At 66.4% G+C, this 15,821-nt stretch carries 16 protein-coding genes; 12 read left to right on the plus strand and 4 right to left on the minus strand.

What is annotated here, in order from left to right:
* Window positions 1-296 precede the first annotated feature (296 nt).
* From ccoN to hemN, 10 genes are all read left to right on the plus strand, one after another.
* A complete protein-coding gene (gene ccoN, locus K8U54_RS01645; RefSeq protein WP_249908590.1) occupies window positions 297-1,751 on the plus strand; it encodes a cytochrome-c oxidase, cbb3-type subunit I in 1,455 nt (484 codons plus the stop codon).
* Window positions 1,748-2,356, plus strand: a complete 609-nt coding sequence (gene ccoO, locus K8U54_RS01650; RefSeq protein ID WP_249908591.1) for a cytochrome-c oxidase, cbb3-type subunit II — start codon at window positions 1,748-1,750, stop codon at window positions 2,354-2,356. The genes ccoN and ccoO overlap by 4 nt, the downstream gene beginning before the upstream one ends.
* 4 nt (window positions 2,357-2,360) lie before the next feature.
* Entirely contained in the window at window positions 2,361-2,561 is a 201-nt protein-coding gene (locus tag K8U54_RS01655) for a cbb3-type cytochrome oxidase subunit 3 (protein ID WP_249908592.1), read from the plus strand.
* The gene (gene ccoP / locus K8U54_RS01660) at window positions 2,558-3,505 is read left to right on the plus strand and encodes a cytochrome-c oxidase, cbb3-type subunit III (RefSeq protein ID WP_249908593.1); all 948 of its coding nucleotides are present in this window, start codon (window positions 2,558-2,560) and stop codon (window positions 3,503-3,505) included. The genes K8U54_RS01655 and ccoP overlap by 4 nt, the downstream gene beginning before the upstream one ends.
* A 180-nt stretch (window positions 3,506-3,685) precedes the next feature.
* A complete protein-coding gene (gene ccoG, locus K8U54_RS01665) occupies window positions 3,686-5,092 on the plus strand; it encodes a cytochrome c oxidase accessory protein CcoG (protein WP_249908594.1) in 1,407 nt (468 codons plus the stop codon).
* Window positions 5,093-5,196: 104 nt separating this feature from the next.
* Complete coding sequence (locus tag K8U54_RS01670; RefSeq protein ID WP_147176342.1) at window positions 5,197-5,703, plus strand: FixH family protein; 507 nt, start codon at window positions 5,197-5,199, stop codon at window positions 5,701-5,703.
* Window positions 5,703-8,141 carry a heavy metal translocating P-type ATPase gene (locus tag K8U54_RS01675; RefSeq protein WP_249910374.1) on the plus strand — a complete coding sequence of 813 codons (2,439 nt, stop codon included), beginning with the start codon at window positions 5,703-5,705 and terminating at the stop codon, window positions 8,139-8,141. Before K8U54_RS01670 ends, K8U54_RS01675 begins: the two co-directional genes overlap by 1 nt.
* Window positions 8,138-8,341 (plus strand): cbb3-type cytochrome oxidase assembly protein CcoS, encoded by a 204-nt coding sequence (ccoS, locus tag K8U54_RS01680; RefSeq protein ID WP_249908595.1) that lies wholly within the window; start codon window positions 8,138-8,140, stop codon window positions 8,339-8,341. The genes K8U54_RS01675 and ccoS overlap by 4 nt, the downstream gene beginning before the upstream one ends.
* Window positions 8,334-9,017 carry a sulfite exporter TauE/SafE family protein gene (locus K8U54_RS01685; protein WP_249908596.1) on the plus strand — a complete coding sequence of 228 codons (684 nt, stop codon included), beginning with the start codon at window positions 8,334-8,336 and terminating at the stop codon, window positions 9,015-9,017. Before ccoS ends, K8U54_RS01685 begins: the two co-directional genes overlap by 8 nt.
* 127 nt (window positions 9,018-9,144) lie before the next feature.
* The gene (gene hemN / locus K8U54_RS01690) at window positions 9,145-10,527 is read left to right on the plus strand and encodes an oxygen-independent coproporphyrinogen III oxidase (RefSeq protein WP_249908597.1); all 1,383 of its coding nucleotides are present in this window, start codon (window positions 9,145-9,147) and stop codon (window positions 10,525-10,527) included.
* A 40-nt stretch (window positions 10,528-10,567) separates the two neighbouring features.
* Here hemN and K8U54_RS01695 read toward each other — a convergent pair whose 3' ends face one another.
* Window positions 10,568-11,050: a hypothetical protein gene (locus K8U54_RS01695; RefSeq protein ID WP_249908598.1), complete on the minus strand. Its 483-nt coding sequence runs from the start codon at window positions 11,048-11,050 to the stop codon at window positions 10,568-10,570.
* Window positions 11,051-11,194: 144 nt separating this feature from the next.
* Between K8U54_RS01695 and fnr the strand changes: the two genes are divergently transcribed.
* Complete coding sequence (gene fnr / locus K8U54_RS01700) at window positions 11,195-11,929, plus strand: fumarate/nitrate reduction transcriptional regulator Fnr (RefSeq protein ID WP_070887096.1); 735 nt, start codon at window positions 11,195-11,197, stop codon at window positions 11,927-11,929.
* Between the two features lie 26 nt (window positions 11,930-11,955).
* Window positions 11,956-12,504, plus strand: coding sequence for an adenine phosphoribosyltransferase (locus K8U54_RS01705; RefSeq protein WP_070887097.1), 549 nt, complete (start codon window positions 11,956-11,958; stop codon window positions 12,502-12,504).
* A gap of 164 nt (window positions 12,505-12,668) precedes the next feature.
* On the opposite strand, the gene K8U54_RS01710 is transcribed toward K8U54_RS01705, so the two are convergent.
* From K8U54_RS01710 to K8U54_RS01720, 3 genes are all read right to left on the minus strand, one after another.
* Complete coding sequence (locus K8U54_RS01710) at window positions 12,669-13,622, minus strand: ABC transporter substrate-binding protein (protein WP_249908599.1); 954 nt, start codon at window positions 13,620-13,622, stop codon at window positions 12,669-12,671.
* A 75-nt stretch (window positions 13,623-13,697) separates the two neighbouring features.
* Window positions 13,698-14,642 carry an ABC transporter substrate-binding protein gene (locus tag K8U54_RS01715; RefSeq protein WP_249908600.1) on the minus strand — a complete coding sequence of 315 codons (945 nt, stop codon included), beginning with the start codon at window positions 14,640-14,642 and terminating at the stop codon, window positions 13,698-13,700.
* Between the two features lie 16 nt (window positions 14,643-14,658).
* Window positions 14,659-15,723, minus strand: coding sequence for an LLM class flavin-dependent oxidoreductase (locus tag K8U54_RS01720; RefSeq protein WP_249910375.1), 1,065 nt, complete (start codon window positions 15,721-15,723; stop codon window positions 14,659-14,661).
* Window positions 15,724-15,821 lie beyond the last annotated feature (98 nt).

Below are 15,821 nucleotides of genomic sequence, written 5' to 3' on the forward strand. Positions count from 1 at the left end.
GGCTTTAGCCCCGAGTTTTATTCTGGAACGAAGAGCTCGGGGCTAAAGCCCCTCCCACGCCCCCGCCCATGAATCTAGGTTCCCAGGTCGCAGGCTTCTGCTCCTTCGGTAACGTCCTCGCACTCCAAAGCTCCGCCACAATCGGCCGCGCATCCTCCCGAAACACAGCAAAGCTCACCACAGAGCGCTTTCCGGATATTTCCGAACATTGCACCGCCTAAGCGTGTCGGGGATACTCGCGCCGCCTGAAATGCCTGTCGCCCCGCGGCAGCACCCAGCCCAGCGTGGAACCCAGCATGAGCCCAGCAAGCAGTCCGGCTGCCTACAACTACAAGGTGGTGCGCCAGTTCGCGGTGATGACCGTGGTCTGGGGCGTGGTCGGCATGGCGCTGGGGGTGTTCATCGCCGCGCAGCTGGTGTGGCCGCAGCTGAACCTCGACCTGCCCTGGACCAGCTTCGGCCGCCTGCGCCCGCTGCACACCAATGCGGTGATCTTCGCCTTTGGCGGCTGCGCGCTGTTCGCCACCAGCTATTACGTGGTGCAGCGCACCTGCCAGGTCAGGCTGGCGTCCGACCGCCTGGCGGCCTTCACCTTCTGGGGCTGGCAGGCGGTGATCGTCGCAGCGGTGATCAGCCTGCCGCTGGGCTACACCAGCAGCAAGGAATACGCCGAGCTGGAATGGCCGATCGATATCCTCCTGGGCATCGTCTGGTTCGCCTACATCGGCGTGTTCTTCGGCACCCTGTTCAAGCGCCGCACCCGGCATATCTACGTCGCCAACTGGTTCTTCGGCGCCTTCATCCTAGTCACCGGCATGCTGCACCTGGTCAATAGCGCCGCCGTGCCGGTCGGCCCCTTCAAGTCCTATTCGATGTACGCCGGCGCCACCGACGCGATGATCCAGTGGTGGTATGGCCACAACGCGGTGGGCTTCTTCCTGACCACCGGCTTCCTGGGAATGATGTACTACTTCGTGCCCAAGCAGGCCAACCGGCCGATCTACTCGTACCGGCTGTCCATCGTGCACTTCTGGGCGCTGATCACCCTGTATATCTGGGCCGGCCCGCACCACCTGCACTACACCGCCCTGCCGGACTGGGCCCAGAGCCTGGGCATGGTGATGTCGATCATCCTCCTGGCACCGAGCTGGGGCGGCATGATCAACGGCATGATGACGCTTTCGGGCGCCTGGCATAAGCTGCGCACCGACCCGATCCTGCGCTTTCTGGTCGTCTCCCTGGCGTTCTACGGCATGTCGACCTTCGAGGGGCCGATGATGGCCATCAAGACGGTCAACGCCCTCTCCCACTACACCGACTGGACCATCGGCCACGTACACGCCGGCGCCCTGGGCTGGGTGGCGATGATCACCTTCGGCGCGCTGTACCACCTGATCCCCCGGGTGTTCGGCCGCGAGCAGATGCACAGCCTGGCGGCGATCCATGTGCACTTCTGGCTGGCGACCCTCGGCACCGTGCTGTACATCGTCGCCATGTGGGTCAACGGCATCACCCAGGGCCTGATGTGGCGGGCGGTGCATGAAGACGGCACGCTGACCTACTCGTTCATCGAATCGGTGGCAGCCAGCCACTGGGGCTACCTGGTGCGCATGATCGGCGGCGCGATCTTCTTCAGCGGCATGCTGCTGATGGCCTGGAACACCTGGCGCACCATTCGCGCCGCCCGGCCAGCCGAGTACGACGCCGGCGCGCGTATTCCCCTGGCGCAAAACGGGGGGGCCGGGCGATGAAGCACGACCTGATCGAAAAGAACCTCGGCCTGATGACCCTGCTGATGGTCATCGCCGTGAGCATCGGCGGCCTGACCCAGATCGTGCCGCTGTTCTTCCAGGACGTGGTCAACGAGCCGGTGGCCGGCATGCGGCCCTACACCGCGCTGCAGCTCGAAGGTCGCGACATCTATATCCGCGAAGGCTGCGTGGGCTGCCATTCGCAGATGATCCGCCCGTTCCGCGCCGAGACCGAGCGCTACGGCCATTATTCGGTGGCCGGGGAAAGCGTCTGGGATCACCCCTTCCTGTGGGGCTCCAAGCGCACCGGCCCGGACCTGGCGCGGATCGGCGGGCGCTACTCGGACGACTGGCACCGCGCCCACCTGATCAACCCGCGCGACCTGGTGCCGGAGTCGAAGATGCCCGCCTACCCCTGGCTGGCCGAGCGCAGGCTCGACGGCGCCCTGAGCGCCGACAAGCTCAGGGTGATGCAGGGCTTCGGCATTCCCTACAGCGACGAGGATATCGCCAAGGCCCGCGAGGCGGTGGCCGGCAAGAGCGAGCTGGACGCATTGATCGCCTACCTGCAGGTGCTCGGCACCGCGATTCCCAACAAGCGGTGACACCATGCCAGCCTTTCTGACCGACATCGGCACCCTCCGCGGCATCGGTACTGCGGTGGTGCTCATCGCCTTCGTCGCCGTGGTGCTCTGGGCCTACAGCAGCAAGCGCAAGTCCAGCTTCGACGAAGCGGCCAACCTGCCCTTCGCCGACGAGCCGGAGCGCGCCTGCCAGCAGGACGAGAAGGCTGGGGACGACAAGCCTTGAGCACCTTCTGGAGCCTGTTCGTTGCCCTGGCCACCCTCGGTACCTTGCTGGGGCTGACCTGGCTGCTTATCGCCACCCGCAAGGGCCAGCGCCCGGTCGACAGCGAGCGGACCACCGGGCACAACTTCGACGGCATCGAGGAATACGACAACCCGCTGCCGCGCTGGTGGTTCCTGCTGTTTCTCGGCACCCTGGCGTTCGCCTTCGGCTACCTGTTGCTGTATCCCGGGCTGGGCAACTTCAAGGGCCTGCTGCCCGGCTATGGCGGGGGCTGGACCCAGGTCGGCCAATGGCAGCGTGAAATGGCCGAGGCCGATGCACGCTATGGCCCGCTGTTCGCCGGGTACGCCGCCATGCCCATCAGCGAGCTGGCCGGGGATGAGAAGGCGCTGAAAATCGGCGGCCGGCTGTTCGCCAACAACTGTGCCGTATGCCACGGCGCCGACGCCAAGGGCGCCTTCGGCTTTCCCAACCTCACCGATGACGACTGGCTGTACGGCGGCGACCCGGAAACCATCAAGACCTCCATCCTGCAGGGCCGCCAGGGCGTGATGCCGGCCTGGCAGGCCATTCTCGGCGACGATGGCGTGCGCGACGTGACCGGCTATGTGCGCAGCCTCTCGAACCTGGAGAACCCGGCGGACATCGCCGTGGACCTCGACGAGGGCGAACAGCTCTACGCCAGCAACTGCGCCATGTGCCACGGCGCCGATGGCACGGGCCTGCAGGTGCTCGGCGCACCAGACCTCACGGACAAGGTGTGGCTGTACGGCTCCAGCTTCGCCCAGGTGCAGCAGACCATCCGTTATGGGCGCAGCGGCAAGATGCCGGCGCAGGCGGACTTTCTCGGCAACGACAAGGTGCACCTGTTGGCGGCCTATGTGTACAGCCTGTCGCAACGCGAAAAGGTGCCGGCACAAGCGCAAAGCCGGGAGAAAGATTGAGTGCACTGATCTGGGTCAGGACGCCTTGATCATGCAACGCCTAGCATGGCCCTGCACCTACCCTGCGACGGGTAGCCGCAAGCCCGATCCGGCCTGGCGGCGTACCATCGGCGCAGCGAACGATCGCGACCGGCAGGTATCGGTCGCGGCAGGCCCGACCAACCGTTGTGGTAGCCCTCGATGAGCCAACAGATTCCCGTCAAGAACGTCACGCCGCCCGCCGGCGAGACCATCGACCTCTATGTCAGCCGCGAGAAGATCCACACCCGCGCCTTCAGCGGCTTCTACCGCAACCTGCGGCGTGCTGGCGGAGCCCTGCTGTTCGTCCTCTACTTCGGCACCGTGTGGTTGAACTGGGACGGCCACCAGGCGGTGTGGTGGAACCTGCCGGAGCGCAAGTTCCACATCTTCGGCGCCACCTACTGGCCCCAGGATTTCGTGCTGCTCTCGGCGCTGCTGATCATCGCCGCCTTTGGGCTGTTCTTCATCACCGTGTTCGCCGGCCGGGTGTGGTGCGGCTATACCTGCCCGCAAAGCGTGTTCACCTGGGTTTTCATGTGGGCGGAAAAGGTCACCGAGGGCGACCGCAACCAGCGCATGAAGCTGGAAAAGGCGCCGATGAGCGCAGACAAGTTCATCCGCCGCTTCGCCAAGCACAGCATCTGGCTGGGGGTTTCCCTGGCCACGGCACTGACCTTCGTCGGCTATTTCGCACCGATCCGCGAGCTGCTCCCTGAGCTGGTCACCTTCGAAGCCAGTGGCTGGGCGCTGTTCTGGATCGCCTTCTTCACCCTCGCCACCTACGGTAATGCCGGCTGGCTGCGCGAGCAGGTGTGCATCCACATGTGCCCCTATGCGCGCTTCCAGAGCGTGATGTTCGACCAGGACACCCTGATCGTTTCCTATGACCCGCGCCGTGGTGAAACCCGCGGCCCGCGCAAGAAGAGCGCCGACCACAAGGCTCTGGGCCTGGGCGACTGCATCGACTGCACCCTGTGCGTGCAGGTGTGCCCCACCGGTATCGACATCCGCGACGGCCTGCAGATCGAATGCATCGGCTGCGCCGCCTGCATCGACGCCTGCGACGCGGTCATGGACAAGATGAACTACCCGCGCGGGCTGATCAGCTACACCACCGAACACAACCTCTCGGGGCAGCAAACCCGCCTGCTGCGCCCAAGGCTGATCGGCTACGCCATCGCCCTGCTGGCCATGCTGGCGGTATTCGCCTGGGCAGTGAGCAACCGCCCGCTGGTGGAGCTGGACGTGCTCAAGGATCGGGTACTCTACCGCGAGAACGAGCTGGGCCGGATCGAGAACGTCTATACCCTGAAGATCATGAACAAGGCCCAGCAGGACGTCGTCTACCGCATCGAGGCCGACGGCCTGGACGGCCTGGTCTACGAAGGCCGCCGCGAAGTGCGCGCCCTGGCCGGCGAAGTGCTGGCGATCCCAGTGGAGCTGTCCATCGACGCAGAGAAACTGCCGTCGAGCACCAACGAGATCACCTTCCATATCCGCGCCACCGACGACGACAGCATCCACAACGACGCCAGCAGCCGCTTTATCGGCCCGAGCTTGAGATAGCCAAGGCCGGTGGGCTTCGCGGATCGCCGCCCGGCCCACCCTACCGAGTTACCACCGTAGGGTGGGCTTCAGCCCACCAAATCGAATGAAAGAGCAGGCCAACCATGAACGAAGACCTCCAACCCGCCCCCTGGTACAAGCAGTTCTGGCCCTGGTTCCTGATCGCCCTGCTCGGCTACTCGGTGATCCAGGGGCTGACCCTGCTGACCGTCGCCACCCGCAATCCGCCGGGGTTGATCTCCGACGACTATTACGACGTCGGCAAGGGCATCAACCAGTCCCTGGAGCGCGAGAACCTGGCGCTGCGCCTGAAGCTGCAGGCGACACTGGACCTGGACGACGAACGCGGCATCGCCGAGTTGCAACTGCACGGCGCCAGCGCCCCCGCGCAACTCGTGCTCAACCTGGTATCGCCCACCCAGCCGGAGCGCGATCGCCGCGTAGTGCTGCAACATCAGGGTGAAGGCCTGTATCGCGGCAACCTGCAGGACAGTGTGCAGGGCCGGCGCTTCGTCGAGCTGATCGGCCAGGAAGGCGGCCAGGACTGGCGCCTGTTCGAGGAAGAAACCCTCGAAGCCGGCAAGCGCATCCAGCTGGGGGATGAACGCTGATCGACACCTCGCTTGCCACCGGCGCGCCGCTTGAGCGCAGCAGCCCGGCACCCTGCTACCACTGCGGCCTGCCGGTGCCGGCGGGCAGCCACTTTTCAGCTGTGGTGCTGGGCCAGTCGCGCGAGCTGTGCTGCCCAGGCTGCCAGGCGGTGGCCGAAACCATCGTGCAGAATGGCCTGGAGCATTACTACAGCCACCGCAGCGAAGCGGCCAACAACCCCCAGCAACTGCCCCAGGCACTGCCCGACGAGCTGGCCCTGTATGACCGCCGCGACGTGCAGCAGCCCTTCGTCGAACAAAGCGGCGAATGGCGCGAAACCAGCCTGCTGATCGAGGGCATCAGTTGCGCGGCCTGCGGCTGGCTGATCGAAAAGCACCTCGCTGCCCTGCCCGGCGTGGTCGAGGCGCACCTGAACCTGTCCAACCATCGCCTGCGGGTACGCTGGAGCGCCAGCGCCCTGCCCTTGAGCGAACTGCTCGGCGAAGTGCGGCGCATCGGCTACGCCGCCCATCCCTGGCAGGCCGATGCCGCCGCCGAGCAGCTGACCCGCGAGAACCGCCGCGCGATGCGCCAGCTGGGTGTGGCCGGGCTGCTGTGGATGCAGGTGATGATGGCCAGCATGGCCACCTGGCCGGAATTCAACGTCGACCTGAGCCCCGAGCTGGACAGCATCCTGCGCTGGGTCAGCCTGTTTCTCACCACGCCCATCGTCTTCTACTGCTGCGGCCAATTCTTCCGCGGCGCCCTGCGCGACCTGCGCACCCGTCACCTGAGCATGGACGTCTCGGTGTCGCTGGCCATCGGCGGCGCCTACGCGGCCGGCATCTGGTCCACCGTCACCGGCCATGGCGAGCTGTACTTCGATGCCGTGGGCATGTTCGCCCTGTTCCTGCTCAGCGGTCGCTACCTGGAACGCCGCGCCCGGGAGCGCACCGCCGCGGCCACTGCGCAACTGATCAAGCTGCTGCCGGCCTCCTGCCTGCGCCTGGATGAACAGGGCCGCAGCCAGCGCGTCCTGCTCGCCGAACTGCAACCCGGCGACCGCGTGCTGGTGCCGCCGGGTGCGCTGCTGCCGGCCGACGGCCAGGTGCTGGCCGGGCAGTCCAGCGTCGATGAATCCCTGCTCACCGGTGAGTACCTGCCGCAACCGCGCAGCGTCGGCGATGCCGTGACCGCCGGCACCCTCAATGTCGAGGGGCCATTGACCGTCGAGGTGCAGGCGCTGGGCGACGCCACCCGGCTGTCGGCCATCGTCCGCCTGCTCGAGCGCGCCCAGAGCGACAAGCCGCGCCTGGCCGAGATCGCCGACCGGGTGGCGCAATGGTTCCTGTTGATCGTGCTGGTGGTGGCGGCCATCGTCGGGGTCGTCTGGTGGCAGCTCGATGCGTCGCGGGCGTTCTGGGTGGTGCTGGCCCTGCTCGTCGCCACCTGCCCCTGCGCCCTGGCCCTGGCTACGCCGACGGCCCTGACCACCGCCACCGGCACCCTGCACAAGCTCGGCATGCTGCTGACCCGCGGTCATGTGCTCGAAGGCCTGGAGCAGATCGACACGCTGATCGTCGACAAGACCGGCACCCTCACCGAAGGCCGCCTGACCCTACGCGCCGTGCACCCGCTCGGTGACCTGGATGGCGACACCTGCCTGGCCCTGGCCGCGGCGCTGGAAAGCCAGTCCGAACATCCGCTAGCCCGCGCCTTCGGCCACGCCACGGCGCCGGTCGAAGCGCTACAGAACGTGCCGGGGCTGGGCCTCGAAGGCGTCGTCAGGGGGCGCCGGCTGCGTATCGGCCAGGCCGAATTCGTCAGCGCACTCAGCGCCAGCCCCGCACCGGCCTTCAACGGGGAACAGGGCCAGTGGTTGCTGCTCGGCGATGAACAGCGGCCGCTGGCCTGGTTCGTACTCGACGACCGCCTGCGCGACGATGCGCCGGCCCTGGTCGAGGCGGCGCGCGGGCGTGGCTGGCAGATCCTGCTGCTCAGCGGCGACAGCTCGCCCATGGTCGGCGAAGTGGCCCGCCAGTTGGGTATCGAGCAGGCACGCGGCGGGCTGACCCCGGACGCCAAGCTGGCCATCCTGCGTAATCTGCAGGCACAGGGCCGCCGCGTGCTTATGCTCGGCGATGGCGTCAACGACGTGCCGGTGCTCGCCGGCGCCGACATCAGCGTGGCCATGGGCTCGGCCTCGGATCTGGCCAAGACCAGCGCCGACGCCGTGCTGCTCTCCAATCGGCTGACCAGCCTGGTCGATGCCCTGCGCCTGGCACGCCGCACCCGCACGGTCATCATCGAGAACCTGGCCTGGGCCGGCCTGTACAATGGCCTGGTGCTGCCCTTCGCCGCCCTGGGCTGGATCACCCCGATCTGGGCCGCCCTGGGCATGTCGCTCAGCTCACTGCTGGTGGTACTCAACGCACTGCGCCTGGGGAAAGCACCATGACCGCGCTGTACATCCTGATTCCCGTCGCCCTGTTGCTGGTCGCCTTCGCCGTGTGGCTGTTCTTCTGGGCGGTGGACAGCGGCCAGTACGACGACCTCGACAGCCCGGCGCACCGCATCCTCTTCGATGACGATGACCCGCGCCATCAGGCGGCGGTGAAACAGGCCAGAGACGAGCCCACGCCGAACGACCATGACTGACCTTCTGCCACAACTGCTCTCCGCGCTGATCCTCGGCCTGCTCGGCGGCGGCCATTGCCTGGGCATGTGCGGCGGGCTGATGGGCGCGCTGACCCTGGCCATCCCGGCCGAACGGCGCCAGCAGCGCCTGCAGTTGCTGGTCGCCTACAACGCCGGGCGCATTCTCAGCTATACGGCCGCCGGGATGCTGCTCGGCCTGGCTGGCTGGGTAATAGCCAGCGGGCCGCTGGCCACCCTGCTGCGCAGCATCGCCGGGCTGCTGCTGATCGCCATGGGCCTGTACCTGGCCGGCTGGTGGAGCGGCCTGACCCGTATCGAAACGCTGGGCCGCGGCCTCTGGCGGCACCTGCAACCCGTCACCCGACGCTTTATGCCGATCACCAGCGCGCCGCGTGCCATGGTGCTGGGCGGCCTGTGGGGCTGGCTGCCCTGTGGGCTGGTGTACAGCACCCTGCTGTGGGCGGCGAGCCAGGGTGATGCCCTGCGCAGCGCCGCCCTGATGTTCGCCTTCGGCCTCGGCACCCTGCCGGTGCTGCTGGCCACGGGGCTGGCGGCCGAGCGCCTGGTCGGCCTGCTGCGCCGGCGCGGCGTGCGCATCGCAGGCGGTCTGCTGGTGATCCTGTTCGGCCTGTGGACGCTGCCCGGCCCGCACCAGCATTGGCTGATAGGGCACTGAGAACCGCCTCTGGCAGCTGACAGGCCCAACGGTCCCACCACCACTGCGACCCCATGACTCAGATCAAAAAGCCCCGTCCATCCGCCCCCTAGACTGCTGAGCATTCAACGCTGAAGCGGAATTCGCCATGCTCGACGCCATCCAGTGGGATTCCGACCTGATCCGCCGCTACGATCAAGCCGGCCCGCGCTACACCTCCTACCCGACCGCCGTGCAGTTCCACGACGGCGTCGGCTCCTTCGACCTGCTGCACGCCCTGCGCGACAGCCGCCGCGCGCTGCGCCCGCTGTCGCTGTACCTGCACCTGCCGTTCTGCGCCAACATCTGCTACTACTGCGCCTGCAACAAGGTCATCACCAAGGATCGCGGCCGCACCCAGCCCTATCTGCAGGCGCTGGAGCGGGAAATGGCGCTGATCGGCCACCATGTCGACAGGCGCCAGCGCATCGAACAGTTGCACCTGGGCGGCGGCACGCCGACCTTTCTCAGCCATGACGAACTGCGCCAGCTGATGAGCAAGCTGCGCGAGCACTTCAGCCTGCTCGACGACGATTCCGGCGACTACAGCATCGAGATCGACCCCCGTGAGGCGGACTGGTCGACCATGGGCCTGCTGCGCGAGCTGGGCTTCAACCGGGTCAGCCTGGGTGTGCAGGACCTGGACCCCAACGTGCAGCGCGCCATCAACCGCCTGCAGAGCCTGGAAGAAACCCGCGCCATCATCGAGGCCGCGCGCACCCTGCAGTTTCGTTCGGTGAACATCGACCTGATCTATGGCCTGCCGCTGCAGACGCCGGAAAACTTCGCCCGCACCGTGCAACAGGTCATCGCCCTGCAGCCCGATCGCCTGTCGCTGTTCAACTACGCCCACCTGCCGGAGCGTTTCATGCCGCAACGGCGCATCGACAGCGGTCAGCTGCCCAGCGCGGCAGCCAAGCTGGCCATGCTGCAGGGCAGCATCGAGCAGTTGGCGAGCGCCGGTTATCGCTATATCGGCATGGACCATTTCGCCCTGCCTGACGACGAGCTGGCCAGCGCCCAGGAGGATGGCAGCCTGCAACGCAACTTCCAGGGCTATACCACCCACGGCCACTGCGACCTGATCGGCCTGGGCGTGTCGTCGATCAGTCAGATAGGCGACCTGTACTGCCAGAACACCACGGACCTGGCCGCCTACCAGGGCAGCCTCAACAACCGGCAGTTGGCGACCCAGCGCGGCCTGGGCTGCAACGACGACGACCGAATCCGCCGTGCGGTGATCCAGCAGCTGATCTGTCACTTCCAGTTGGAGTTCGCCGACATCGAGCAGCGCTTCGCCATGAGCTTTCGCAGCTACTTCGCCGCTACCTGGCCAGCACTGCAGCAGATGTACCGTGACGGGCTGATCGAATTACGGGAGAGCGGTATCGAGGTGCTGCCCGCCGGCCGGTTGCTGGTGCGCTCGCTGTGCATGGCGTTCGACCGCTACCTGGGCGAGACCAGCCTGCAGCGCTTTTCCCGGGTGATCTGAGCGGTGCGCCCGACAGGACCGAGATGCCGCGCAGCCGTCCTCACTTGGCCATCAACGAGGCGACGGTGGCGCTCTGCTCACTGCTGAGTTTCTGATCACGCATCACTTTCACCAACTGGGCGTTGGCGGTGCTCAGGGCGCCGTTGATCGAACCGATTTCGGTCTGCAAGCCACGCACCCTGGCCTGCTGCGCCTCATCCTCCCTATCGCCCTGGGCCATCAGGGCCTGCAGCTCGGCCATTTTCTCGGCCAGTTGGGCCTTGAGCTCGCGGATCATCTTGAGCAGTCGTTTCACCTCGTCGGGCAAATTGCTCTTGTCGATATCGGCGTTCTTGTTTTCGGCTTCCCGGGAACGGGCCAGGCCAACGTCCGACAGGCTCACCTTGACGCCGGGTGCGGAGCCGGCTTCCTCGCCTGGCGTGGCGGCTTGCTCTGCCGCCTCGGCAGGCGCCGCTGCAGCTACGGGCGCCGCGCTGGCGGTCACGTAGCTGGGCTCTCTCGACACATTGGTCGCCACTTGCATCACACCGCTCCCTGCTTCCTGACTGATCGATACAGGTCTATCGGCAGGCGCGTGCGACACTTGAGCACCCTGCGGCAGGTGGCCGCGCACCCCTCTGGTGCGTTACCCTTACAACTTCTGAGTGATTACCTAGGGATAAGGGCGATGTCCGAAAGCATCAAGCTGCGCACAACTCATCAGGCACACTGCAAGGATTGCAGCCTCGCCAGCCTCTGCCTGCCCCTGTCGCTGGATCTCAAGGACATGGACGCGCTCGACGATATCGTCAAACGCGGCCGCCCCCTGAAAAAGGGCGAGTTCCTGTTCCGCCAGGGCGACACCTTCAACTCGGTGTTCGCCGTGCGTTCCGGCGCCTTGAAGACCTTCAGCCTGAGCGACGCCGGCGAGGAGCAGATCACCGGTTTCCACCTGCCCAGCGAACTGGTCGGCCTCTCCGGCATGGACACCGAGCTGTACCCGGTGTCGGCCCAGGCCCTGGAAACCACCTCGGTCTGCGAGATTCCCTTCGAGCGTCTCGACGAGCTGTCGGTCAGCCTGCCGCAACTGCGCCGCCAGCTGATGCGCGTGATGAGCCGTGAGATCCGCGACGACCAGCAGATGATGCTGCTGCTCTCCAAGAAGACTGCCGACGAGCGCATCGCCACCTTCCTGGTCAACCTGTCCGCACGCTTCAGCGCCCGCGGCTTCTCGGCCAACCAGTTCCGCCTGGCCATGTCGCGCAACGAGATCGGCAACCACCTGGGCCTGGCCGTGGAAACCGTGTCGCGGGTGTTCACCCGCTTCCAGCAGAGCAACCTGATCGAAGCCGAAGGCAAGGAAGTGCATATTCTCGACCCGATCGAGCTGTGCGCCCTGGCAGGTGGTAACCTTAACGGCTGATACTCCCGTTAAGGATTCACCCTGCCATGATCTTTGATGAATTCACCATCAAGACCCTTATCCGCCCGGTCAACGACTTCCCCAAACCGGGCGTGGTGTTTCGCGACATCACGCCGCTGTTCCAGTCCCCACGCGCCCTGCGCATGGTCATCGACAGCCTGATCCAGCGCTACGTCGAAGCGGACTTCAGCCACGTCGGCGCGATGGATGCACGGGGTTTTCTGATCGGCTCGATCCTTTCCTACGAGCTGAACAAGCCGCTGGTGCTGTTTCGCAAGCAGGGCAAGCTGCCGGCTGACGTACTCAGCCAGGGCTACCAGACCGAATACGGCGAAGCCTTTCTGGAGGCCCACGCCGACAGCCTGTGCGAAGGCGACAAGGTGCTGATCGTCGATGACCTGATCGCCACCGGCGGCACCCTGCTGGCCGCCGTGCAGCTGGTCAAGCGCATGGGCGCCGGCATTCACGAGGCGGCGGCGATCATCGACCTGCCCGAGCTCGGTGGCTCCCGCCGGCTGCAGGACATGGGCATTCCCACCTACAGCCTGACGGCCTTCGCCCTCGACGAGCGCTGAGACCGTTTCCTGGCAAGGCGCCCATCGACACGCGAAACGCGCGCTTAATCGATGGGCGCCTTGCCCTGTGATGCGATTTTCCGCACCCTCCGCCGGCAGTTTCTTCTAGCCGACCTCGGCCCATCAGGACCTACCCGGCGCCCATCGAGCGCCAGGGCCTTTGCTCATTGCGCCTGGGCAGTGGCCGGCTGCAAGGTCGAGGTGAAAGAGCTGTCGAACAACCGCTCGGCCGGGTAGCCCTTTACCAGACCCAGGCCGGCGAAGAAGTCGACGGTCTGTTGCGCCTGTTCGATGGCAGCGGGCGTCACCGGGCCGATGTCGGTGCGCGCGCGGGCGAACCAGGCACGGGCGACCGATTCGTCGGCGCGGGTGTGCTTGGCCCAGGCGCTGGCATAGGCGTCGGTGTGGGCCGGGCTGGCCAGGGCCCATTCACGGGCGCGTTTGAGGCGCTGCAGGAAGTCGCCGATAATCTCGCGCTTGCCGGCCAGGGCCTTGTCGCTGGCCACGGCAAAGCTCTGCGCGGGAATCAATCCTTCGGCGGTGGTCAGTACACGGGCGCCGTGGCGCTCGGCCTGGGTGACGTAGGGCTCCCAGGTGGCGATCACGTCCACCGAGCCGCCTTCCAGGGCATGGGAGGCGTCCAGTGCGCTCAGGTAGCTCAGGTGCAGGTCGTCCCGGGCGATGCCTTCACGGTCCAGCGCGGTGAACAGCAGCTGCTGGCTCCAGGAGCCCTTCCACACGGCGGCACGCTTGCCGCGAAGATCCGCCAGGCTGCGAATCGGTGAGTCCTTGCGCACCAGAATGGCAACCCCGTCCAGGCTCTGCCGGGTCACCGCGACCACCTTAATGGGGGCGCCCAGGGCGCCGAGGAACAGCGGCGGTGCATCGCCGAGAAAGCCCAGGTCGAGACTGCCGACATTCAGCGCTTCGGCAACCGGCGAGCCGGCGGTGAACTGCTTCCAGTCGACGGCATAGGGCAGGTCATCGAGCACGCCGGCGGCCTCCATGACGGTACGGGTGTTGTAGCTCTGGTCGCCGATAACCAGCGTCTGGGCCAGTGCGGAGAGCGAAAGCAGCGTGCTGGCCGTGGCCAGTGCCAGGGAGCGGAAGATGCGCATGAGCGGGTGTCCTGTTTGGGTAGGCTACCGATCCGCGCGTGCGGTCTCGTGAGTGATGACCAGTCGAATTGAGAGTTACTCAAAGGCCTTGTCGAACGAGGTGTCGATGATGCGGCTGGTGTCGATGTTCTGCTTCAGCGCGCCGGTCTCGACGAGAAAGTCAGCGGTTTCCTGATAGTCGCGCGCCGCCTGCTCATCGACCGGGCCGACGGTCATGTCGGCGTGGCCGATCCAGTTGCGCGATACCGCCTGGTCCAGGTTGGCCTTCTTGGCCCACAGGTCGGCGTAGTCTTCCTTGTTGGCCTCGACCCAGGCACGGGCCTTTTGCAGGCGGCCCAGGAAGTCGGCGATGGCAGCGCGCTTGGGTTCGATGGAGTCGGCATTGGCGGCGATGCTCGACAGCCCGGGCATCAGGCCCTTGGCGGTGATCAGCGGCCTGGCACCGGAGAACAGGGTCTGCTGGGAGATATAGGGCTCCCAGACCGGAAACGCATCGATGCTGCCCCGGGGAAAGGCCGCCGCGGCGTCGATGGGCATCAGCTTGACGAATTCGACGTAGTCCGGGGGCAGGCCGGCTTTCTCCAGTGCCCGCAAGGTCAGCTGCTGGCTCCAGGCGCCGGGCCAGTAGGCGACCTTCTTGCCCTTGAGGTCGGCGATGCTCGTGGCGGTGGAGTCCTTGGGCACCAGCAAGGCAATGGTGTCCGGGTTCTGCCGCGACACGCCGATCAGCTTGACCGGCGCGCCCTTGGCAGCCAGGAAGACGAAACCCGAGTCACCGAGAAAACCCAGGTCGACCGCGCCCGCCTCCAGCGCCTCGGCCACCGGTGCGGCGGACTGGAAATGCTTCCACTCCACGGTATATGGCGCACCTTCCAGCACGCCGGAAGCCTCCACCGAGGCCCGCACGTTGTAGTAGTTTTGGTCACCGACACGCAGCACCGTTGGGTCTGCGGCGTGTGCCAGGGGCGCAGCCAGGGCGATGGCCGCCAGGCTGCGGCGCAACAGGAAAAGCAGTTTCATGGGACGATCTCCAGAGTCAGCCGGCCCGGCGCTGTTGCAGGGTGGCGATATGTTCACGAATTGCCGGAATCAGGCCCCGGCCATAGAGCTCGGCGTCGTCCAGGGGATCGAAGCCGCGAATCAGGAAGGTGGAGGCGCCGTGCTGCCAGTAGCGGCCGAGCGAGGCAGCGACCTGCTCGGCGGTGCCCACCAGGGCGGTGGAATTCCACTGCGCACCGGTCAGGCGGGCCACGCCGGTCCACAGCCGCTCGTCCAGCACCTCGCCGCGCTGCGCCGCCGCCAGCAGGCGCTGCGAGCCGGCATTGGCCGGGGCATGGCCGTTGATCGGCAGGCCAAGACGGGTGCGGTTTTCACGGATGCGTTCGAGCAGTTCGGCGGCGCGTTTCCAGGCCCCCTCCTCGGTATCGGCGATGATCGGCCGGAACGACACCGACACCCGCGGGCTGCGACCCTGGCGTTGGGCAGCGGCGCGCACCTGCTGCACGTGCTCGGCGAAATCCGCGAGCGGCTCCCCCCAGAGCATGTAGGTGTCGGCGTGCCGCGCCGCCACCTGGATGGCGGCAGGCGACGAGCCGCTGAAGTAGACCGGAATGTGCGGCTTCTGCCGGGTGCGCACGTTCGGCAGCGCCCCCTTGAAGCGGTAATAGTGCCCCTCGTGATCGACCGGCCCCTGGGCGGTCCAGATCGCCTTCAGGGCATCCAGGTATTCGTCGGTGCGCGCGTAACGCTGGTCATGGTCCAGCCAGTCGCCGTCACGCTGCTGGTCGGCATCGCTGCCGCCACTGATCACGTTGAGCGCCAGGCGGCCGTTGCTGAACTGGTCCAGCGTCGCCAACTGGCGGGCCGCGAGCGGCGGCGCGATCACCCCGGGCCGGTAGGCCAGCAGGATGCCCAGGCGCTCGGTGGCCGCGGCGATGAACGAGCTGACCACCGCACCTTCGGCACCATTGGAGAAGTAGCCGACCAGGGCGCGGTCGAAGCCCGCGCGCTCATGGGCCTGGGCGAAACGCCGGACGAAGTCCGCATCCACCGCATCACCCAGGGGTTGATCCACTTCCGAACTGGGAGTGGCAGTGATCATGCCGATGATTTCCACGCTCATGTCGCGCTCCAGAATGAGTTGAGCAAGCGCCAGCACGACAGAGCATTTCATTTATAAAAGCGCGTCGATGCCTAACG

This window comes from Pseudomonas fulva (assembly GCF_023517795.1).
GTDB lineage: Bacteria > Pseudomonadota > Gammaproteobacteria > Pseudomonadales > Pseudomonadaceae > Aquipseudomonas > Aquipseudomonas fulva_D.